This is a genomic window from Reichenbachiella sp. MALMAid0571 (assembly GCF_040151475.1).
In the GTDB taxonomy this organism is placed as follows: Bacteria; Bacteroidota; Bacteroidia; order Cytophagales; family Cyclobacteriaceae; genus CAXBNB01.
Genome location: NZ_JBDKWG010000137.1, coordinates 197724 through 221509 on the forward strand (window position 1 = coordinate 197724; position 23786 = coordinate 221509).

General features: G+C 38.8%; 18 protein-coding genes. 8 read left to right on the top strand and 10 right to left on the bottom strand.

The window, feature by feature from the left end:
- Positions 1-81: 81 nt before the first annotated feature.
- The 7 genes from AAOP42_RS14370 to AAOP42_RS14400 form a co-directional block, all read right to left on the bottom strand.
- Positions 82-1134 (bottom strand): FecR family protein, encoded by a 1053-nt coding sequence (locus AAOP42_RS14370; RefSeq protein ID WP_349529230.1) that lies wholly within the window; start codon positions 1132-1134, stop codon positions 82-84.
- Positions 1135-1238: 104 nt separating this feature from the next.
- Positions 1239-1832, bottom strand: a complete 594-nt coding sequence (locus AAOP42_RS14375; protein WP_349529231.1) for an RNA polymerase sigma-70 factor — start codon at positions 1830-1832, stop codon at positions 1239-1241.
- Positions 1833-1934: 102 nt separating this feature from the next.
- Positions 1935-2840, bottom strand: coding sequence for an alpha/beta hydrolase (locus AAOP42_RS14380; protein WP_349529232.1), 906 nt, complete (start codon positions 2838-2840; stop codon positions 1935-1937).
- Positions 2841-2848: 8 nt separating this feature from the next.
- Positions 2849-3637: a polysaccharide deacetylase family protein gene (locus tag AAOP42_RS14385; protein WP_349529233.1), complete on the bottom strand. Its 789-nt coding sequence runs from the start codon at positions 3635-3637 to the stop codon at positions 2849-2851.
- A gap of 50 nt (positions 3638-3687) precedes the next feature.
- The gene (locus AAOP42_RS14390; RefSeq protein WP_349529234.1) at positions 3688-4401 is read right to left on the bottom strand and encodes an MCP four helix bundle domain-containing protein; all 714 of its coding nucleotides are present in this window, start codon (positions 4399-4401) and stop codon (positions 3688-3690) included.
- 70 nt (positions 4402-4471) lie between these two features.
- On the bottom strand, positions 4472-5527 hold the full coding sequence (locus tag AAOP42_RS14395; RefSeq protein WP_349529235.1) for a S66 peptidase family protein: 1056 nt from the start codon (positions 5525-5527) through the stop codon (positions 4472-4474).
- A 133-nt stretch (positions 5528-5660) separates the two neighbouring features.
- Positions 5661-6368, bottom strand: coding sequence for a YebC/PmpR family DNA-binding transcriptional regulator (locus tag AAOP42_RS14400; RefSeq protein ID WP_349529236.1), 708 nt, complete (start codon positions 6366-6368; stop codon positions 5661-5663).
- A 217-nt stretch (positions 6369-6585) separates the two neighbouring features.
- Here AAOP42_RS14400 and dnaE point away from each other — a divergent pair, with 217 nt between their 5' ends.
- The 8 genes from dnaE to AAOP42_RS14440 all read left to right on the top strand — a co-directional run bounded on the left by dnaE (position 6586) and on the right by AAOP42_RS14440 (position 21106).
- On the top strand, positions 6586-10806 hold the full coding sequence (dnaE, locus tag AAOP42_RS14405; RefSeq protein ID WP_349529237.1) for a DNA polymerase III subunit alpha: 4221 nt from the start codon (positions 6586-6588) through the stop codon (positions 10804-10806).
- 211 nt (positions 10807-11017) lie between these two features.
- The gene (locus AAOP42_RS14410; protein WP_349529238.1) at positions 11018-11779 is read left to right on the top strand and encodes a PKD domain-containing protein; all 762 of its coding nucleotides are present in this window, start codon (positions 11018-11020) and stop codon (positions 11777-11779) included.
- Positions 11780-11824: 45 nt separating this feature from the next.
- A complete protein-coding gene (locus AAOP42_RS14415; RefSeq protein WP_349529239.1) occupies positions 11825-15169 on the top strand; it encodes a SusC/RagA family TonB-linked outer membrane protein in 3345 nt (1114 codons plus the stop codon).
- Between the two features lie 14 nt (positions 15170-15183).
- Entirely contained in the window at positions 15184-16713 is a 1530-nt protein-coding gene (locus AAOP42_RS14420) for a RagB/SusD family nutrient uptake outer membrane protein (RefSeq protein ID WP_349529240.1), read from the top strand.
- A 17-nt stretch (positions 16714-16730) separates the two neighbouring features.
- Positions 16731-17621: a substrate import-associated zinc metallohydrolase lipoprotein gene (locus AAOP42_RS14425; protein WP_349529241.1), complete on the top strand. Its 891-nt coding sequence runs from the start codon at positions 16731-16733 to the stop codon at positions 17619-17621.
- A gap of 3 nt (positions 17622-17624) precedes the next feature.
- Entirely contained in the window at positions 17625-19007 is a 1383-nt protein-coding gene (locus AAOP42_RS14430; protein ID WP_349529242.1) for a DUF4302 domain-containing protein, read from the top strand.
- 98 nt (positions 19008-19105) lie between these two features.
- A complete protein-coding gene (der, locus tag AAOP42_RS14435) occupies positions 19106-20419 on the top strand; it encodes a ribosome biogenesis GTPase Der (protein ID WP_349529243.1) in 1314 nt (437 codons plus the stop codon).
- A gap of 72 nt (positions 20420-20491) precedes the next feature.
- Positions 20492-21106 carry a transcription elongation protein SprT gene (locus AAOP42_RS14440; RefSeq protein ID WP_349529244.1) on the top strand — a complete coding sequence of 205 codons (615 nt, stop codon included), beginning with the start codon at positions 20492-20494 and terminating at the stop codon, positions 21104-21106.
- A 2-nt stretch (positions 21107-21108) separates the two neighbouring features.
- Here AAOP42_RS14440 and AAOP42_RS14445 read toward each other — a convergent pair whose 3' ends face one another.
- Genes AAOP42_RS14445 through AAOP42_RS14455 form a run of 3 tightly spaced genes read right to left on the bottom strand, consistent with a single transcriptional unit; the run spans position 21109 to position 23340 of the window.
- Positions 21109-21684, bottom strand: a complete 576-nt coding sequence (locus AAOP42_RS14445; RefSeq protein ID WP_349529245.1) for a hypothetical protein — start codon at positions 21682-21684, stop codon at positions 21109-21111.
- Position 21685: 1 nt separating this feature from the next.
- Positions 21686-22495 (bottom strand): N-acetylmuramic acid 6-phosphate etherase, encoded by an 810-nt coding sequence (gene murQ, locus AAOP42_RS14450; RefSeq protein WP_349529246.1) that lies wholly within the window; start codon positions 22493-22495, stop codon positions 21686-21688.
- On the bottom strand, positions 22492-23340 hold the full coding sequence (locus AAOP42_RS14455; protein ID WP_349529247.1) for an N-acetylglucosamine kinase: 849 nt from the start codon (positions 23338-23340) through the stop codon (positions 22492-22494). Before AAOP42_RS14455 ends, murQ begins: the two co-directional genes overlap by 4 nt.
- Positions 23341-23786: the final 446 nt, after the last annotated feature.

Consider the following 23786-nt stretch of genomic DNA (forward strand, 5'->3'; position numbering starts at 1 on the left):
CAGACGACCGCCAGAAGTCAAGCTCTTCTTTTTTTTATTTTTCTATAGCATAGGCATATCTGTTTTTTTCTATCGAATAGTTTAGTTCTGACAACCCTTTCCGGTTATTATTATTTGTTCATTCTTTATTTCATACCTGGAGCTTGTGGCAAAAGTGATGGCCTCTAACATGGCTTCCAATGATGCATTTTTAAAATTCGTCTTAATAAGACAATTGTTTATTTTTTTGTTTTTCACTATAAACTCTACACCATACCTTCTTTTTATAGCCTTTAATACTTCTTCCAATTTCACATTGTCGAAAGCAAAAATATTATCCTTCCATCCTACAATACTTCCCAAGTCCACACTGCTGATCTGACCTAATCTGGTACTGGTATTGATAACAACCTGCTCATTTGGCCTAAGCAGAAAGTGTTCATTTTTTTTATTTTCATGAAGATTGCTGAAAACTTCTACACTACCTTCCAACAACGAAACATTTACATTAGACTCATCTGGAAATGCATGTACATTAAACTTAGTGCCCAGAACCTTAGTACTAACGTCCCTGGTTCTGACAATAAATGGCCTTGTTTTGTCTTTGGCAATTTCGAAGTAAGCTTCTCCCTCCAACTCTACCACCCGCAAAGAATCGTTAAATATTGAAGGTCTTGACAGTTTACTTTCACCATTCAAAACCGCCTTAGACCCATCTGAAAATGTAATCGTTGAAAGCTGTCCGGAAGCTGTCTCTGTCACTTTCCATGAAGATTTAGAAACTACATTGTTTTGATTGTTTTGTTGAGAATTCAGACTAACATACAAGTAACCCAATGAAAGAATAAGAGTAATCGACGCAGCAACTTTCATAAATACACGCCCTATGTAACTTTCCCTGAGGTAAATTCGACCTTTCTCAAAAGCAAAAGAACTGTCTTCTTTTGCTATTTTCTGAGCAGTCATCTGCTTTCCTGATGCTATGTTGAAAGAATCTTTTTCATTTAAAGCAGTTTCCCAAACATGTTGTAATTCATTAAACTGTTTTTTATAGCTGTCATTCAAAAGCATTTGGTCTAACTCCGTTTGTTCATGCTCTTGTATTTCTCCTGAAAAGAACTTTGAGGTCAGTAGATGGAATTTTTTATTTTTCATAATTTTTCCTTACGACCATATAGACGACAATAGAACAACCAACCTACTAGTGAGGAGAAAAAATATTTTATTGAGGAAAAATCTCTACAAATAGTATAGAGAAATTAATAGTATGCTATCACCAAACTTATACATAGAAGTGCAACAGTCGTTATCAAATTCATTAAATCCTGACGATATGAAGACATATATTTGACAGCCTCAACCATGTGGTTCTGAACTGTTCTGGGTGAAATCGACATGGCTATTGCTATTTCATTATAGCTAAGCCCCTCCAGCCTGCTCATTCTAAATACCAATTGTCTTTGCTTTGGCATTTGCTTAATTATTTCTTCCAGCCGTGCAGAAAATTCGGTATAGAGAATGTTGTGATCAGCCCCTTCAGTTTCTCTAAGTGAATTTAAAATACTTTCGTTCAATTCTTCCGAAGGAATTTTAGAACTCCTTAGTTTGGTAAGAGAGAGGTTCTTGACTGATCTGAATAGATAAGATCGTAAATTTGATTTCAGGTTTATTTCTCTTCTTTTTGACCAAATGTAAGCAAATACATCAGATACGATTTCCTGAGCTGTCTCATGATCCCTGACGAATTTATTGCAATACCCACAAAGTTGAAGGTAATACTTCTCGAAAATTTTTTCAAAAGAAGCTATATTCCCCTTCTTGACCTTTTCAAATAAAGCAATATCTGCGTCCATATTATTAAGTCATCACCAGTCAATCTACAATTATTGACAAATTGATTCGAAACTCAAAATAAAAGGAATGATTTCAGAACGATTGCTTTGCGGGTTACATTACTACATAAAACCACTTTTCTGCATCCACTCCAGTAAAGGCAACATCCATTCGTTGATTGGGAGGCTCAAAACAAAGCCATGATTTCCTTTTGGGTAGAGGTGCATCTCAGCAGAAACTTTATTCCGGATCAAAGCCTGATAAAAACGAATACTGTTATCGACAGGTACGACAGTGTCATCTCCGGTATGGGTGATCCAGGTTGGCGGAGTATTGGCAGTGACTTGCAATTCATTGGAAAAAAGTAAAATCTGATCAGTATCAGGATTCTTTCCAAGCAAGTTTGTTCTTGATCCTTCATGTGTCAGGTCATCTGTCATGCTAACCACAGGATAAACCAAAATCATAAAATCAGTCCTTAAGTTTACATTTTCTTTATTTTCGATATAGGATTTATCGAAATGCGTTCCGGCTGTTGAAGCCAAATGACCACCTGCGGAGAATCCCATTATGCCTATTTTATCCGCATCAACATTCCAGGTATTAGCATTTTTTCGAACCATTTTGATCGCTTGTTGGGCATCTTGCAGAGGTCCTATCGATTTGTCCAGCATGATCGAATCACTTGGCAAACGGTATTTCAGAATGAAAACTGTCACACCATTGGATGTAAACTCTTTAGCAATCTTTATGCCTTCAAGGAGATAACTTTCCATTCCATATCCACCTCCGGGACAAATGATTACAGTGGTACCTGTCGCTATTTTTTTATCCGGAAAATAGACCTCAAGTGTAGGTTGAGAAATGCTTTTGTAACCAAAAAAATTACCATCTTTTTTCAGCTCTATTTCTTTCATCTGATAAGGCTTACTATTTGGAACAACTCCTGTATAAAGTGGTAACACTTCCTGAGCCTTTGAAATAAAAACTATAAAAACAAAAGAAACTAATGCAATTTTATTCTTCATGGTAAATTTTAATTTTTGAGCCTCTTTGTTAAATCCGGAATAATTATTTTCATCGCTTGTTTTACATCTATATAGTCATTCAAATCTTTCAGCGTTACCACTTTATAATTGTGTTTTGATAAGTATTGCAGGTATTCTTCAAACAACTCCGGTGGCGTATTTACCCAGGGGTGTTCAAGGTCTGGAACGCCATGGATGGTCAGGACAACAATCTTTCCATCTTTCGCTTCTTTCAGAGCTTCCATTATCTCACTTTTGTTATCTGCCACCATTGCCCAACTGGGCACTAACAATGGATGATCGCTCAACGGATCATAAGCCCTGCTTCCTCCAGCTCTGGCAAATTTATACCCTTGTTCTTCCAATACATCTATTGCTGCCCGGTTCAGGTCATAACCGGGATAAGCGAAATCGGATGGTTTTTCTATACCAAGAGAATCGCATTTGTCTTCAATATAACTGAGCTGGACTATCAACTGATCTTTGGAAAGTTTACTAACACCTGCATGGGTTGCGGTATGATTGGCTACTTCAAACCCCATTCGATCCAGTTCCTGCATTTGCCTCCAATTCATGTACAATAAGCTATCCTTGTAGTTTGGTGGAAACTCACAGACAAAAAATGTGGCACTAAAACCATACTGCTTTAATAATGGAGCTACCACAGAATACTGGCTTGCAGGAGCATCATCAAAAGTAAGAATGACCAAACTGTCAGGAATTTGCTTTTTCAGAATCTGAGCATTGCATATTGTAATGGCAAAAAATGATAAAAAGAGGAAGGTGTTTTTTTTCATTGAAAATGAGTTGATGCAAACAACTCTAAATACAGAACAAGATAAATTCTTCAATTCAAAGATTTGTTTTGAGGTATCTTACTGGTGATTGATTTTGAAGCAAAAATCAATCCCTGAATAATAAATCCGATCAATATCAGTACACATATTTCTAACTGCGAAGCAACATTGCTACTGGCGATGAGTCGTTTGGAATTGTCAATGATATTGCGGGCTTCAGAAAGCTGGACATCAGAAAGCTGATCCAAATCAATAGCTATTTTCTTGTGATACATAGCAATTGATTTTTTTAGCATTTCGGGATCATCAGCAGAATTGGAATTAATAAATTTAATTTCCTCCTGCTCCAATTCAGTTACCTGTTTTTTCAGATCCGAGAAAAGATGCGATTCGGCAGTTGTTAGTTTTGTCTTCTCATAGCTGTAAATCAAATCGGCAATAGAGTCATTAAGCATTTGATTTTTTTCAATGAACTCAGAAACATCAACCTGTTCGTAATAATCAAACAACAACTTCTTCTTGTGTACCTGGCTCGCTAATTTGTAGATATAACTTTCTACTACCAACCGGTCTTTATATACCGATGCGAATGAATCCTGCAATTCCAAAAAATGGCTCTTATCCATCATATTGGTAGCAAGCACCAACAACAAAACGACACCCAAGGCTATGGCCACCTTAATTTTTCCAGCAATAAAATAAGTCCATTTCATAGTGATGTAATTGTAGTTGCATAATAGTGCCAGATGCAATCCGGCTGTCATTTCTCTTAAAGACAGAAAATATTTAAGAATTCCCGTCAGTCATTCGTTTCGTGTTGATAAATACGCATTCTCATTCAACCCCACTCTCAAGAATAGTCAATTTAGCCTTGTCCACATCCAGCTCCGCTTCAATGCCAAATGGCAGGGTGGAATTGTCATCAATATGCCCTATTGGCAAGCCATACAGCACTGGAATATTTAGATTAGCCAGTCGGTCTTCAAGCACTTCCCTAAGTGAAAGTGACTGGCTGAAATCCGGATCATCCGGTTTGGTTTCGCATCCTGCAAATACACCCAACGCCAATCCTTTTGCCTTGTGAAGTTTTCCTGAATTCAACAGATGAGTCAACATCCTGTCAATTCTATATGGCGACTCACCTACGTCCTCTATAAACACAATTTTATCATCAAAATCCAGGTCATAGGGTGTACCCATAACAGATACTATCAACGAAAGATTCCCTCCTGCTAATCTGCCTGTTGCCGTACCTGTATTTATTTTAATTAAATTAAAGACCGGATCCTCTATCTCGTCCCACTGTCCGGGTCGTTCAATGACAGATTTGTTTTTTCCTTTGATTAAATTTCGCTCAAACTGGTCAGTAGTAAAATCCGAGTATTCTGATGCGCCAACCGGTCCATGAAAACACACCAATCCTGTTTTGGCATGTATGGCAAAGAGTAAAGCAGTAATATCACTATAACCTACCAGTACTTTGGGGTTGGATCGGATCAGGTCGTAGTTGATGTGAGGAAGAAGCCTGCCCGATCCGTACCCTCCTCTGGCACAAACAACTCCTGCTACTTCAGGGGTTTCAAACATAGTGTGCAGGTCTGCCAATCGTTGCTTATCTGTTCCGGCAAGAAACCCTTTTTTCACACGCATGTTTTCGGAGTATTTTACCCTGAAACCAAAGTTTTCCAGATTTTCAACAGACTTTTCAAAGGCTTCACGAGTTACAGCACTTGCAGGCGTAATAAGTCCTACAGTATCTCCTTTACTAAGCTTTTTTGGTTTGATAAGAGCTGGTGAACCCTCAGTCTTATTTGCTTTTACAGTTGTCAAAGACAACCCTGATACTACTGATGCTACTGCTGTGACCTTTATAAATTTTCTTCTTTCCATTTAATCTCCTGAATCGGGCCAGATATCAGCCCATTTACCATAAACTAAAAGTACCATAGTTTTGATGATAATCAAAAGTGATTTGGTATTTCAAAGGAAAAGAAAAGGTGAAAGTTAAAAATGCAGCGTTCGATTATGCCATTGTATGGTAAACCTGCTGTACATCCTCGTCTTCTTCCAGCTTTTCCAATAACTTTTCTACTTCCTCTACCTGCTCTGGATTCAGTTCTTTGGTCATGGTTGGAATACGCTCAAATTCAGAACTTATGATTTCCAGATTCATTTCTTCAAGTGCTTTCTGAATCGTCCCGTAACTTGCAAATTCTCCGTAAATAATAATATTCTCATCTTCCACAAACAACTCTTCCGCTCCAAAGTCGATCAGTTCAAGCTCTAGCTCTTCCATATCCAGTTCTCCTTGTGCTATCTTAAAATGACATTTGTGGTCGAACATGAACTCTACAGAACCGGACGTCCCCAGACTTCCTCCATATTTGGTAAAATAGCTTCTGACATTGGCCACCGTCCTGTTGTTGTTATCGGTAGCTGTTTCTACTAACACCGCTATTCCATGTGGTGCATATCCTTCAAATAATACTTCCTTATAATCTCCGGAATCCTTATCAGTAGCTTTTTTCAGTGCCCGCTCCACATTTTCTTTAGGCATATTCTCTGCCCTGGCATTCTGAATTATCGCTCTCAATCGTGAATTCCCGGCAGGATCAGCACCACCCGCTTTGGCTGCCATGGTAATCTCCTTCCCTATTCTCGTAAAAACTTTGGACATGTGTGCCCAGCGCTTCATTTTTCTTCCTTTTCGAAATTCAAATGCTCTTCCCATTCTAAAATTATTTTGCTTAAAACTTAACCCCAAACTTAATAAGTTGGAACAAATTAAAATCAATAATACTATTCAAAATTTCAAATTCAACTTTGAATATTTGAAACCGACAACAATAATTTTCTTTATGTGGAAAACTTCCAACTTTCCTTTTCCGATATCTCAATATAATTCCTCAACTTTATAAGTTCGATTTACTACCATTAAATGCCGACGGATGTACCTGATTTTTGATACTGAGACCACTGGATTACCAAAACAATACAATGCCCCTTTAACGGATTTTGACAACTGGCCAAGACTGGTGCAATTGGCATGGCAACTACATGCCAATGATGGGTCTCTCATAAGTCATCAAAACTATATTGTGAAGCCTGATGGTTTTACGATTCCATTCAATGCGCAAAAAATTCATGGCATATCGACTCAACGAGCCGAAGAAGAAGGTTTTGAATTGAAATTCGTATTGGAGGCATTCCGAAAAGACATTGAAAAAACCAGGGCTACAGTAGGTCACAATATCGAATTTGACAACAATATTGTTGGCTGTGAATATTTAAGGTCAAACCTTCCCAATGTGCTGGAAAATCAATTCTGCATTGACACGAAAGAAGAAGCAACGGATTTCGTAGCTATTCCCGGAGGTCGTGGAGGCAAGTTTAAGTGGCCCACTCTGACGGAATTGCATACCAAACTGTTTGGGGTGCCTTTTGAAGATGCTCATGATGCAGCTTACGATGTTGATGCTACTTCCCGGTGTTTCTTTGGGTTGCTCAAAGAAGGTGTGATAAAAACCCTGGATGAAACACCAGCTTCCTCTATCACTTACGAAGCTCCAAAGTTAGCTGATGCTAATTTCGCAAAAGAGGATGACGCAAAAAAAGATAACGGACTTACCAAAGGAAATGCAAAGGACATTACCTCTCCATTTTGTCACATTCATGTGCATTCACAATATTCAGTGCTTCAGGCAACAGGAGATGTTAAGTCTATAATTGAAAAAGCCAAAGAACTCAATATGCCTGCCGTCGGACTGACCGATCTGGGCAATATGTTTGGTGGGTATAAGTTTGTGCAGGGAGCCATAGCCAGCGGCCTCAAACCTATTCTGGGATGTGAATTTTACTTATCTGAAAATCGATTGGTAAACAAATTCACCAAAGACAATCCTGATAAAATGTCGCAGCAGGTACTGATAGCAAAAAATAAAGCAGGATTTCACAACCTCGCCAAACTCACCTCTTTGGGATACATTGAAGGGCTATACGGACTCTACCCCCGTATCGACAAAGACTTAATCCTTCAATACAAAGAAAATTTAATCGCCCTTACCGGTGGTCTAAAGAGTGAAATACCTTATCTGATACTCAATGTCGGAGAACAACAGGCAGAAGAAGTTTTTAAGTGGTGGCATGACAATTTAGGGGAAAATTTTTATGTAGAAATCAACCGTCATGGGCTGGAAGAAGAAGAGCATTTGAATGAGGTATTACTTGGTTTCGCTAAAAAATACGGCACTAAAATAATAGCCTCAAATGATGTTTTTTATTTAGACAAAAGTCAATCAAGAGCACATGACATATTACTCTGTATCAAGGAAAACAAAAGTATAAATGACCCTGTAGGTACTGGCCGGGCTTATAGGGATGCTTTGCCCAATCAGGAATATTATTTCAAATCTCAGGAAGAAATGAAAGCTCTCTTTGCGGATATCCCTGAGGCAATTGAAAATATACAAGAGTTAATTGATAAAATTGAGACTTACGAACTCAAGAGAGAAGTACTTCTTCCAAAATATGACATACCAGATGAGTTCAAATGTGAAGAAGACGAAACAGATGGTGGAAAAAGAGGGGAAAATAAATTCCTCAGGCATCTGACCTATGAAGGGGCAAAAAAGAGATACGGAAACATCACGCCCGAAATAGAAGAAAGACTCGATTTTGAACTGATGACAATTGAAAAAACCGGTTATCCCGGTTATTTTCTTATTGTTCAGGATTTCACTACCAAAGCAAGAGAAATGGGTGTGGCAGTTGGTCCCGGCAGGGGATCGGCAGCAGGATCAGCTGTAGCCTATTGCATAGCAATTACGAATGTTGATCCCATAGAATACGACCTACTGTTTGAAAGATTTCTAAATCCGGATCGGGTATCACTTCCCGATATTGATATTGATTTTGACGATGAAGGACGAGACAAAGTCATTCAGTATGTCATAGAAAAATACGGATCAAAACAAGTGGCTCAAATAATCACTTACGGCACCATGGCTGCTAAATCAGCCATAAAAGATGCCGGACGTGTGATGGATTTATCATTGCCTGACACTTCATCCATTGCTAACCTTGTTCCAGAAAAACCAGGAACAACTCTGGACAAAGCTTTTGCGGAAGTAAAAGAACTGCAAGATCTTTTTAAAAGCACTGGTCCAAGAGCAGAAGTACTTCAGCAAGCCAAAGTATTGGAAGGATCGGTAAGAAACACCGGCATACATGCATGTGGAGTTATCATTACCCCGGACGACATCACCAACTACATCCCAGTAGCCACAGCCAAAGATGCGGATTTATTGGTCACGCAGTTCGACAACAGTGTGGTAGAAAATGCTGGTATGTTAAAGATGGACTTTTTGGGACTAAAAACATTGTCCATAATAAAGAGTGCCATTGTCAATGTAAAAGAAAGACATGGCATAGCCCTTGATCCTGATACCATCCCACTGGATGATGCTAAAACTTACGAACTGTACCAAAGAGGAGAAACCAACGGCACTTTTCAGTTTGAATCTCCTGGCATGCAAAAACACCTTAGGGCATTAAAGCCCGACAGGTTTGCCGATTTGATTGCTATGAACGCACTCTACCGTCCCGGCCCAATGGAATATATACCCAATTTCATCGCCAGAAAACATGGAAAAGAAGAGATTTCATATCCGCTAAAAGGCATGGAGGAATATCTCGCCGAGACCTATGGTATCACCGTATATCAGGAGCAGGTAATGCTACTTTCCCAGACGCTTGCCGGGTTTACCAAAGGCCAGGCAGATGCCCTGCGAAAAGGCATGGGTAAGAAGAAGAAAGAAATAATTGACGAACTAAAACCAAAATTTGTAGCTGGTTGCGCTGAAAGAGGCCATGATCCAAAAATAGTAGAAAAGGTATGGAGTGACTGGGAAGCTTTTGCCGCCTATGCTTTCAACAAGTCTCACTCAACGTGCTACTCTGTAGTTGCTTACCACACTGCATACCTCAAAGCCAACTACCCTGAAGAGTACATGGCTGCTGTGCTTACCCACAACCAAAGCAATATCGAAAAGGTGAGCTTTTTCATGGAGGAGTGTCGCAATCGCAGCATCAAAGTATTGGGGCCTCATGTGAATGAATCGGGAGTTAATTTTAAGGTAAACAAAGACGGGCAAATCAGATTTGGATTAGGTGCTATCAAAGGAACCGGCGACTCTGCTGTAACGGCCATTATAGAAGAAAGGGATGAAAACGGGCCGTTCAAAGATATTTTTGACTTTGCCATCAGGGTAAACCTACGCTCTGTCAACAAAAAAACTTTTGAAGCCCTGGCCATGTCGGGTGCTTTTGATTGTTTTAAAAGCTACCATAGAAGACAATACCTGATCACCGACGATGGGGAAGCCAGCCTGATTGAAAAGGCCATTAAGTATGCTACAAAAGTGGAACAGGAAAAACAAAGTGCTCAGGCATCTTTATTTGGTGGAGAAACCGGAGTATCCATACCTGCTCCTAAGGTATCGGATGTTACACCCTATACAGAACTTGACAAGCTAAAAATAGAAAAAGAAGTAGTCGGCCTTTACATCTCAGGGCATCCGTTGGATCAATTCAAATTTGAAGTAGATAAATTTTGTAATACCAGCATCTCCAAACTCAATGAAAACCTGGAAGACCTTAAAAACTTAGGCAATATAAAAATTGCCGGAATAGTAACCGAGGTAAGCCATAGAATGACGAAAACAGGAAAACCATTTGGAACACTTACTGTGCAGGATTTCACTGATACCTATACGTTCTTTCTATTTTCTGACGATTACCTCAATTTCAAAGAATTCTTTACACCTGATTGGGGGATCTACATTCAGGGAGTCATCCAGAACAGGTGGAAAGGTGGAGAGCTTGAGTTGAAAATCCGAAGTATCAGTTTGTTATCTGATTTAAGAGAAAAACTTACAAAAGGAATTAACCTGCAAATTAATCTGGAAGACCTAAACCAATCTGTAGTAGATGAAATAATACAACTGGCGACATCTCATTCCGGCACTTGTGACCTCAAACTGAACATACGAGATGCTAAAAGTGGTAAAACAGCCAGATTATTATCCAGAAAGTTCAAAGTAGATCCTGCAGACGAATTACTCGAAAAGCTAAATACTATGGATGAAATTGAATACCAGGTGACAACTTAGATTCTTAAAGAAGAATAATTATTTCAGTTTCTGATTTTATCGTGTATATTTATTTTAGAAAGGATAGTAAGGGAAACTAAATACTGTGATTGTTCATGAATGTCGGTTAACAAAATTAGAAGGATTCTTTAAAAGTTATAAAAATCATCTATTCTTGTAAACTTACTAAGTTACCTTTCAAATATTTTACATTAATTATAACATTGCACGTATGAAGAAGCTTTTACACCTTTTTTTATTTGTTGGTTTGGCCGTTTTGGCATCTTGTGGTGGAGATGATCCTCTGCCAAGTCCTGTGGTTAGTTTCATTACTGATCCCGGAGTGGTTGAAGTTGGTGTTCCTGTCCAGTTTGAAAACCAAAGTTTAAAAGCTTCGAGCTACCTGTGGGATTTTGGAGGTGGAGTCACATCAGAAGAAATATCTCCAACAGTTACTTTTGACAGCCGTGGAGACTTGTATGTAAAACTCACAGCCAAAACAGATGACGGACAAATGGTAATTGACTCTGTACTTGTATCTGTTAAGGAAAGAGTTCTGACTGGTTATTATGTAAATATCTTCCCTTCCACGAATGGGGATGAAGCGTGGGATCCTGAAGAAGAAGGCTCTGCACAATACGCTGACATTTTAATTCAACTATATCCTACGGACGATAACAATACAGATGGATTGCTGGACGGTATATTTGTAGATTGGCCTTATGGGCCACTTGCAGCTGAAGTGGAAAGTAATGTTTTTGGAGAAATCACATTGACTGACGATGATTGGGTTTTAGTCCTTTACGATTATGATGGAGACTTAGAAGCTGATTTTGATGAAACTAAATTGGCTACAATGACTGGTGTACAATTCAATCCGGTTCAATCTATTACTTACAAAAGTGATGATGAAACATCAGGTTTCTTGTCAGTTCTATTCACCGATTCCAATAACAATACTTTGGATGTAGATCTTACATTCGAAATAAAGTAACAAAAGATAGCTTTAAATTTTCTTCGTTTATCAAACCAATTGTGAATGACCCTTTATACTGATGAGGTTAGAAGTAAAATAGTATTCGTACTAATAGTAGCAATACTTACATTTAGTACATGTAATGTTTTCGGGCAAGGTGGAATCTCCATTAAAGGTCAGGTAAAAGACGAAACGGGTGAACCTCTTATTGGTGTTACAGTACGGATAGAAGATACAACTACCGGATCTATTACGGATTTGGATGGCAATTTTTCCATCATAGGGAACAAAGGGCAAACCATAGTATTTACCATGGTGAGCATGCAAACGCAAAAAGTAGTCATTCAGGATGCCTCTCCTATTAATATCGTATTAAAAGAAGAAGCGGCAGTACTTCAGGAAATCGTTGTTAACGGCTTTCAGGAGATGGATAGAAAGCTTTTCACAGGAGCATCCGATAATTTGAAAATGTCTGACATCAAAGCCGCAGGTATGGTGGACGTCAGTCGGGTGCTGGAAGGGCAGGTTGCAGGGGTAAACGTTGACAATGTGTCGGGCACATTTGGTACTTCCCCAAAAATAAGAATTCGGGGAAATGCATCTATCAATGGCAACAATCAGCCTCTTTTTGTGGTAGATGGGGTTATTCTGGAAGACTTAACCAATGTAAGCACAGACGATTTTATTTCAGGAAATGCGAGTACTCTTACAAGTTCTTCTATAGCAAACCTCAACCCGGACGATATAGAGTCCTTTCAAATATTAAAAGATGCATCAGCAACAGCAATCTATGGTGCAAGAGCTGCCAATGGTGTGATTGTAATCACTACAAAAAGAGGCAGAAGTGGTGACTTACAAGTCAGTTATTCAGGAAATTATTCCGTGAAACTCAGGCCTACATACAATCAATTCAACCTGTTAAACTCAGCAGAAGAAATGTCTGTTTACCGTGAACTTTACGATAAAGGCATAATAGATATTACTACTTCTGCAAGGGCTCAAAACTATGGTGCTATGGGAAAGATGTTTTCACTCATTGCCAATCATGATCTGGATTGGGGGCCGGGAGGAGGGTTAAATGAAGAGTTTCTTAATAAATATGAAAATGCAAATACTGATTGGTTCGATATATTATTCAGAGATTTAGGATTGCAACAGCAGCATTCGCTGAGTTTTACTACAGGTACAGAAAAGTCAAACAACTATTATTCCATTAGTTACCTGAATGATCAGGGACAAACAATTGCAGATCAGGTACAGAGGTTCACAGGAACGGCCCGAAACACTTATTTCCTTTCCAAGGAATTTACGTTTGGTTTGAAAATGACAGCAAGTTATCGTGATCAAAAAGTGCCAGGGACAAGGAATAGAGAATTGGATCCACTGACAGGACGCTTCAGTAGAAGTTTTGATATCAATCCATTCAGCTATGCATTGAATACAAGCAGGTCAACCAGGCCCTACAATGACGATGGCAGCCTGGAATATTTCAGAAGAAATTATGCTCCGTTTAATATCCTCGATGAACTTGAAAAAAACTTCATAGACATCAATGTAGTTGATGTTTCAGCACAAACAGATTTTGAAATTACACCAAGAAAAAACATATCTATCAAAGGTGTATTTCAGGCCCGGTATGCCAATACAAAAAGAGATCATACAGTACATGAAAATTCCAACCAGGCTGAAGCTTATCGTGCCAACAGCACTCAGTATATTCAGGATGCCAACAATCTATTGTTCAGAGATCCTGACAACCCGGGTTTGAATCCCGTGGTAGTACTCCCTCAGGGAGGTTTCAACTATTTGGATCAAAGTGAATTTCTGAACTTTTTCAGCCGGATCAGTGCAGAATGGAATACCACCATTGCTGATAAACATGAAATCAATCTTTTGGGAGGCCAGGAAATCAGGTTTACCAACAGGCAGGCAAGCAGCACCACGGGAATAGGCGTAATATACGAGAGTGGAGGGATTGTAGTAACCGACCCTAACATTATTGAATTCTTCAACCTGCAAAACATAGACTACTATACCTTAAATAAAGAAAGAGACCGATTTATTGGGCTTTTTCTAAATGGAGGATATGCATATAAAAGTCGGTATGTAGGGAATTTTACAGTAAGATATGACGGCTCCAACCAATTGGGAAAAAGTCAAAAAGCCAGATACCTGCCAACATGGAATGCCAGTGGAGCATGGAATGCACACAACGAACCTTTCATGCAAAGATTTAAGTTTATCAACGAATTGAAATTAAGAGCTACTTATGGAGTTTCAGGAAACCTCCCCCCAAGTGCAAGTGCCTTATTGAATCTTCAGGCGGATGTAACTGTGAGACCAACGGATGTAGAACCGTACCTGTACATAGAAGACTTAACCAATGAAGAACTAACCTGGGAAAAATTAAAAGAATTTAATGTCGGAATGGACTATTCTGTATTAGACAATAGAATTTCCGGATCATTGAATTTTTACAAAAGACAGGCATTTGACCTGATTGGCATAGTTCAAACCAGTGGAGTTGGCGGCCAGGGATTGAAAGCCGGAAACTTTGCTGACATGGAAGCAACAGGTTATGAATTTACCATTTCTACGGTAAATTATAAAAATGATAAATTCTCTTGGCGAACAAATTACAACTTTGGCTATACCATCGACAAAATCACCAGGCTTGATTTTGGGCCGAGATTGGTTGATGCCATTGGCCAGGGAGGTGCAGCCGTGCTCGGAGGGCCAAGAAGAGGGCTTTTTTCAACAAAATTTGCAGGGCTCAACAGTCAGGGAATTCCCACTTTTTATGATGCCAATGATGAAACAATCCTTGAACTTGATTTACAAGAAAGAGAAGACTTAATAAGTACACTTCAATATGAAGGAGCCACAGAGCCCAGAGGAGCAGGTGGTCTTACCAACACATTCCAATATAAAGACTTTACTTTCAGCTTTCTTCTTTCTTACAAAATCGACTACAAAATCAGGTTAAATGACGCTATTTACTCCTCTTACACCGATTTTGATGCATTACCCGGTGAATTGGTAAACAGATGGATAGTGCCCGGAGACGAAGCGAATACAAACATCCCGGTAATTTTGGACAATGGCCTGGCCTCAACCGACAGTGAAGTGGTTTCGGCTTATAGCCTATACAATAAGAGTAATGTGAGAGTTGCTTTTGGTGACTACATCAGGCTTAAAAATGTAAGACTTTCTTACAACCTTTCTGCTAAAACAGTAAAGAAAATTGGAATATCAAGAGGTTCTTTCAGCATAGAAGGGCAAAATTTGTATTTGTTGTTTTCAGACAAAGAAGCACTCAGAGGGCAAGATCCGGAATTTTTCAGCTCGGGAGGAGTATCATTGCCTCAACCAAAAATGTTAACCTTTTCATTAAATATAGGACTATAAACATGACCAATTTGATGATGAAGAAAAGAATACATACTACGACAAAAAGGTCAGCTAATAAAGTAGCAAAAACTATCTCTATTATATTGTTGGCCATATTATTCAACAGTTGTGGGGATTTTCTGGATGAAGTGCCCGACAACAGGGTTTTTCTTGATGATCTGGACAAGGCGGCACAACTTCTAACCAATGCTTACTCAGTGGCTAGCCCGGCATTTACAGACTGGATGTCGGATGATGTAGGCTATACCAGAGGTACTACAAAGAGACCAAGTCATGAACGCCTTTATGCCTGGGAAGATGACACTTCAGACCCGACAGAACAAGACTCCCCTGCTTATTTCTGGTTCAATACTTATGAAGCAATAGCCCATTCAAATGAAGTTTTAGCTGCACTTGCTGACATCCCGACAACCTCTGAAGAAGAAATAGCACGTAAAAAATCAATACAATCAGAAGCACTTCTTACCCGTGCTTACGGCCATTTCATGTTAGTCAACCTGTTTGCTAAGCACTACGATGAAACAACAGCTACATCCGATTTGGGGGTTCCGTACATAGAAACTCCTGAGACGGTATTTATTGCTACTTATAAAAGAAATACTGTACAACAGGTGTATGATAAGGTAGAACGAGACATGCTACAGGGAATTGAAATACTCGATGACAGTTTTTTTGCCAACTCCGGAAAATATCATTTCAATAGAAATGCAGCTTTGGCCTTTGCATCAAGGTTTTACCTATTCAAAGCAGACTATGCAGAGTGTGTTAAATTCAGTGACATGCTGTTAGGATCAGACCCCTCCCCTTTTATCAGGGACATGACATCTACAGAATTTCAAAACGTTAGTTCATCTGTCGATGGATATCCTCAATTGTATTCTTCTCCTGATCTGGCAAGCAATCTCCTGTTGATGAGAAAAATCTCACTGATACAAAGAAATGATTTTGCTTTTGGTCCTTTGGACACGGAGTATTCTCAGTTGTTTGGAGACAATATGTTTGGTGGTACTACTGACCAGAGAGAAAATCCTGCTTTTGTAAAAGGAGACAATTCGGTTTTTCCAGTCAGATACCAAAGTCTTTTTGAACGAAGTAGCTTAAACTCTAATACCGGACTTCCATACCATATTGCCCTTCCCTTTCGTGGAGAAGAGGTGGTCTTAAACAGGGCTGAAGCAAATATTTTTTTAAACAGGGTTGATGACGCTATAAGTGATTTGCAAGCATTAACAGACAGAAGGTACAGTCTCGGATCAGGAAGCAACAGAACTATCACTATAGAGAAGGTGAGGTCATTTATTGGTATTTTTAATAATGACAGGTTTGCTCTTTACATCTATATTGTAGAATTAGAAAGAAGAAAGGAATTTATCATGCAAGGCATGCGTTGGTTTGACATTAAGAGGTTAGGCATAGAAGTAACTCATGTTTTACAGGATCAGTTTTCATCAATCACTTTGGAACAAGATGACCTGAGAAAAGTAATTCAGATTCCTAAAACGGCTATAGATGTAGGTGGACTAAAAGCTAACCCAAGATAATTACAGAAATGACAATTTTGTATAAGATATATTCTACTCAAACCCAAAAACTCAAATTAAAAAGCTGGGCTTTGCTTCCACTGTTTCTGGTGGCCTGCTACCCATCAGAAGATTTGAACGTGCCTGTAAAGGATGCTGACAGCATACCTGCTACTGAACTCGATATTTATATTCAGGAAGAGTTCATTGACAAGTACGATATGGCAATAAGGTACAGATACGTGGACAACTACGTGAATCCGGGTGAAAGAGTAGCACCTCCCGACATTGATAACGTAAGGCCAATGCTTGATTTTATTGAAGATTTTTGGATCAACCCTTATTTGGAAATAGAAAATGGCGAAGCATTTTTCAAAGAACATGTACCACCGGAAATAATCTTCTTGGGAGGATTGATTTACAATTCGGATGGTACGGTAACACTGGGAACGGCTGATGCTGGTGCCCGAATTACATTTACCAATGTAAACGGAATAAATCCTGAGGATGAAAGTTGGGTTTCTCAACAACTCAATGTAGTATATCATGAATTTGCCCACACCATTCACCAGAGGTATAAATTACCTGCTTCTTTCGAAACTATTTCTCCATCGGGATACACCAGTTCAGGAGCCTGGTTTACACTTACCGATGAAGAGGCTTTAAGAAGAGGGTTTGTGTCACCCTACGCCACAAGTAACCCCAATGAAGACTTTGCTGAAACAGTATCTTTCTTTCTGTTTGACAAAGGTTTTTATGAAAATTACATTACTCTTGAAGAAGACTGTACGGATATAGACTGTGAAGAAAGAAATGAAGGAAGAAAGAAAATCAACCAAAAATTGAATGCTATCATTGACCATTACGAAAAAGTAGTAGCAATAAGCCTGGAAGAACTCCGGGCTGCCATTCAATCAAGATTAGGATAAACAATGAGAAAATTATTAGTATATATCACCATAATATTTATTTCTCTGGGGATTTTCTCATGCGGAGATGATGGCGTAAAGGATTTACCAACTGTAGAAGAAAGGGTATCCAAAGCTAAAGACTCTTTAATCACTGCCCTGATTGCTCCTGCATTCGGTTGGAAAATCAACTATCAACCTGATCCCAATTCAGGTTCTTTTATAATACTAATGAAATTTGATGAGGATGGTAATGTCAATATTAAATCTGACGTGTATGACAATGATGGCGAATTTCTTGATGCCACCATCACTTATCGAATAGACAATGCTCATGGGCTCGAATTGATACTGGAAACTTATGGTGTCTTTCATTACTTCTTCGAGTTTTACAATGGTGAATTTGAATTCGTTCTTCTTGACTATATCGACAACAACCCCGTATTTCAAAGTAAATCAGACTTTTCTAACCCAACGATATTAAGTTTTGAACCAGCTGCAGAAAATGATGCTGAACTTTTAAATAATGAAATAACCAAAAATCTTAAGAAGACATTATTTCATAGTGAACAACTAAAACAACTAATAGGCAGTAATGTTTATTACCAATTGTACCTGATAGATAAAGCTATTTCTATTTTCATAACCCTGGATTTAGACCTGAGAACAGCAAAAATACTGAATGCAGCTGTAGGAGAAAGTATTGAGGAGATTAACAACACAAACAACAGAGTCGATATTTCTCACAAAACCAACTACACCATTGAGGGTGAGGCTATCGTCTTCAATACACCTTTCAATTTTACCTTAAATGGACAAAGCATACTTATTTCCGAATTTGAATTGTCCAATTTTCAGGAATTAACAGATAGTTTCTGTGATGGACAAACACTCAATATTGGGAAATTTGATGGTAAAATTGGCAATGAAAGCATAACATTCACCAGTACTCTATACTCTGCCGGAACAAATTTCACTCCTATTAGCGATGGGTCTTACAATGTAAATAGCATTGGAATATTTGACAATCAAGATGAAACACTACAGGACATGATAACAGCTATTTTTCCAGATGTAGCAGGCATTCAATTCTATTTTAAGTTTCCGCTATCAGATGGAGATTTTTATGGTGTTGGGTTGATTGTAGTGAATAACAGTGGTGAAGCTGATTTCTTTTTGAGGGAATTTGCACCACCTACATTCAATGGCAATCAGATGAATATTACTTTCACGGGACAAACTCTGATTACCCGTGAACCTACAGTTGCTGAAGAGCAAGGTTTAATTGACATAACAGATTTAGTATTTGGAAGTGGTCAGGTATATGTTCTTGAATTTGCAGGTGATGATGATGGTTTTGAATTGTACAATGCCTGCAACAATCACAAACTCTTCCTGTTTAAGTAAAACCCGACACAATATCAAATATTTATAATTGGGGCATAGGTTTAATCTATCTCCCCTTTTCGTTACATTTGCGACCTTAAACCAAAATCCCCTCTATTTTGTCAAATATAGTAGCCATAACAGGTCGTCCAAACGTAGGTAAGTCCACACTCTTTAACCGTCTGGTAGAAAGAAAAAAAGCCATAATGGACAATGAAAGTGGAGTCACCCGTGACAGACACTATGGCTTTGCCCAATGGAATGGTAAATATTTCACAGTGATTGATACAGGTGGGTATGTAACCGGGTCAGACGATATTTTTGAGGATGCCATTCGAACTCAGGTTAAAATGGCATTAGATGAAGCTTCTGTAGTGCTTTTTATGGTTGACTGCCAGAACGGTGTTACCTCAATGGATGAGGATTTTGCCAACATTCTACGTGAATTAAAAAAACCGGTAATCCTTGTAGCAAATAAAGCAGACAATCCCGATCTCGAACTGGCTTCTTCCGAATTTTACAGCCTGGGGTTAGATGCTAATCTTTATACCATAGCTTCTACAAGTGGTTCCGGCACAGGTGAGCTATTGGATGAGGTAGTAACGTATTTTGATGACAATGATAACGAAAACCCGGAAGATGGCATTCCCAGAATATCCATTCTTGGCAGGCCAAATGCGGGTAAATCTTCATTTCTAAATGCTTTACTGGGCAAGGAACGTACCATTGTCACAGACATAGCGGGAACAACAAGAGACTCTATCAACACACGATATAAACTTTATGACAAAGATTTTATTCTTACAGATACGGCAGGAATAAGAAAGAAATCAAGGGTAACTGAAGACATAGAATTTTACTCTGTGCTCAGGGCGATCCAATCGTTGCAAGATAGCGATGTGTGTATCGTAATGCTGGATGCCGAGCGGGGGTTTGAGTCACAAGATATGAACATCATATCTCTGGCTCATAAATACAAAAAGGGTATCATGATTATGGTGAATAAATGGGATTTGATTCCTGATAAAGACAGCAATACAGCCATCAAATTCAAAAAAGAAATAGAGGAGAAACTTGGACCTTTGAGCTATATTCCAATAATTTTCACCTCTGTATTGAACAAGCAACGTATTTTCCAGGCAATAGAATTGGCGATGGAAGTGAATGAAAACAGGGTTAGGAAAATTTCGACATCAGCTCTGAATGAAATCATGCTGAAAGAAATCGAGCACAATCCACCACCTGCACTAAAAGGAAAACACATTAAGATCAAGTACATTACTCAACTCCCTGTACATACACCGATGTTTGCTTTTTTCTGCAACCTGCCACAATATATCAAAGAACCTTACGAACGATTTTTAACCAATAAACTAAGGTCTCATTTTGACTTTAAAGGTGTACCTATTAAAATTTCTTTTAGAAAAAAATAATAAGGTTACTCTTGCTATGGGTAATGAAGGATTCAATGTAATTTAGAATCGTGATCTAAAAAAACATAAATTTTGCCAGCATTAAGTGACAGAGAAATCTTTGTAAAGCACCTGCCTGAATTTTCGGTAGAGTATTGTTATCAACTTTGGGTGAAACTGGATTTCATTTTCAACATCACCAGAAAAAGAAACTCCAAACTTGGTGACTATCGGTATGACCCTGCAACCAAACAACATTCAATCTCGGTCAATAACAACCTGAATAAATATTCTTTCCTGATTACCTACATTCATGAGGTAGCCCACCTTACTACAAGGGAAAAATACCAAAACAGAGTACTGCCTCATGGCAATCAGTGGAAACAGGAATTTAGAAAATTACTCTTGCCTATGCTCAATGACAAAGTATTTCCCGACGATGTATTAAGGATACTGGCACTTCACATGAAAAACCCAAAGGCATCAAGTACATCAGATAAAAACCTCTATTTAGTATTGAGAAAATACGATAAACACTCCAATGAAACACTGTTGGGTGAATTAGCACCCGGTATTACTTTTCTTTTCAACAAAAAGATTTATAAGAAACTGGAAAAACGCAGGACAAGAAGTCTGTGTCTGGATGTAAATTCCAACAGGAAATACCTGATTTCTGAAACTGCTCCGGTGAAAGAATTTAAAAATTAAAATCAATTAAGCCTCTTCTGTATAAGACTCTCTACGGTCATGCAAAATTGTAGCGGATGAAGTGTTCTCCAATTGGCGATTTGAAGACTCCCTCCTGAGTTGATATATGAATCAATATTGAAATTGCTCATTTCATCCAACACATGCTCTTGAAAATTAACAGCAGCTATCCAACCTTGCTGGCCATCCTCCACATCGTCAAACCACTCTTCATAATAGCAATCGTCTGACCCATGAAAATTGAGTACATTTTCTCCAATCAAAACAAAGTGGCTAATGCCATCACCAATAAGCAAATCAATAATGTTTCGCTTTAAGTGCATGATATCGTTGTTGATAGCATCATTCCACTCTCCGATAAATTCAATTATTACATAACCCTTTTCATAATCAGCGTAAAGGATTTTTATATACAATGTTTCTGAACCCATATAATCCCATGCAGGATCAATATAGTAGCCATAGATAGTCTCAGAATACAAGTCGTAATTGTATTCCTTCCCGTTAAATGGTGAAAGTTCATCCCTGGCAGGATCGTAATACTTCAACCATCTGTAAAATGGTTCAATCTGATGCACTCTACTTTTCTTTGTTATAAAAATCTACTGCTTCCCTTACAGATTTGTTGTCTTGCAACAGCCCCTCAGCTACCTCTCTCTCTACCTGAAGTTCCTCCATTACCATCTTTATAGCACGATCTACCAGCTTTTCGTTGGACAATTGCATATCCACCATTTTATTTCCTTTGACTCTGCCAAGCTGAATCATAACGGCCGTTGAAATCATGTTTAATACCAATTTCTGTGCTGTCCCCGCTTTCATACGGGTACTTCCCGTTACGAACTCCGGACCTACTATCACTTCCACCGGAAACTCAGCAGCTTCAGCCAATTTGGAATTTTCGTTACACGTAATGCAGCCAGTCACAAGGCCTTTCTCACGGGCTGATTTTATACCGCCTATTACATAAGGCGTTCTACCGGAAGCAGCTATTCCGATCAGGGCATCAGCATCTGTGATCTCATGTTCTGCCAAATCCTTCCATGCCTGATCAGGATCATCTTCTGCATGTTCCACTGATTTTCTAATGGCAGTGTCTCCCCCTGCAATAATACCCACTACCCTGCTGGCTGGCATTCCGTAAGTAGGGGGAATCTCCGAAGCATCCACTACTCCCAACCGGCCACTGGTACCTGCTCCAATGTAAAACAGCCTTCCTCCTGCTTTCATTTTCACAACTATTGCCTGCACAAGTTTTTCAATTTGAGGAATGGCTTTTTCGATAGCATAAGGAACTGTTTTATCTTCTGAATTGATATTGATCAGCAACTCATTGACAGACATGTTTTCGAGCTTATCGAAATGTGAAGGGGATTCTGTAGTACTCATTTTTCTATTTCTTTTTGATGATAAAGTGTCAATCCGGCTATAGGCCCTTCTACAATATGCCTGAGATGAATACCCAAATCGGCAGCAACTTTTCTCAGTATATTAGAATAATAAAAAGAAACCGATCCGGTAAAATTCACAGCTTCGTTTTTATAATCGGTGTATTTCATGATGTTTTTTTCAAAAAAAAGAACGAACCCATCATAAATCATTTTGTAGAGGTAAGGTTCTTTTAGGTTTTGGAAAATGAATTTGGAAAAGCCTGCCAGATACCTGGCTGGCATAGCGTTTTGATACACATTTTCCAATATGATAGACTTTGACAAGTCAAACCGCTTATCCATTCGGTCTATCAGATTTTGTGGTAAATCTTTTCTGAGGTAGTCACCTAAGAGTTTATTTCCAAAATACGCTCCACTGCCTTCATCTCCCATAATATAACCCAGAGGTGCTATATTTTCTACCACTGACACACCGTCATACAGACATGAATTGGCACCAGTACCTAAGATGCAGGCAATACCCCGTTCATGCCCACACAATGACCGGGCTGCTGCAAGTAAATCTGTGTCTATTTCAATGGATGCATTTGGGTACAAACTTTGAAAACATTCTGTCATCTTCTGTTTGTTGGCATCTGAAGAACAGCCAGCCCCATAAAAGTATATTTTATCAACAGGTAAATGCAAGTGAGCTGAAAGCCCTTCCTGCAAGAGGCTCATTACCTCCTTTTCATCCTGATAATAGGGGTTGATTCCGGCAGATTTAATTTGGGAAATGCTTCCATCGGCATCTATTAAACGCCACTCGGTTTTTGTTGACCCACTATCTGCTATCAGTATCATATTCAAATTTTGATGCAAAGTAAGCAAAGAATTTGATTTGTGAGCCCGGCAAAAAGAGTATAAGTAATTCTATGATTTAAACTTGTTGTCAAAAAAATAACCTTTAGCTAAAGTAGTATGCCCACACTTGGCTGACTGGCATTACACCATACACACCACTGATTCCAAAAACCACTGCGTTCAGAAAGAAAAACACCAGAACCTCGAAAAGTTTCATAAGAAACAGTCTCTTGCAGAAGGCACAGATTGGCGGTCGGTTTGTACAAAAACTGGCTAGAAGCACGTGGTATCTTCAACTTTAGCGACTGTTGAACGAACCTCCTTCGTCGGAAGCCCTTCGGGGAATGCCAAAGAACTTCTAACTTCGGAGTTCACAAAATAAGAATTGAAGTTATGAAAAAAAAGTAAAACAATCATTGAAAAAGCATGTGAACAAGTACCTAATT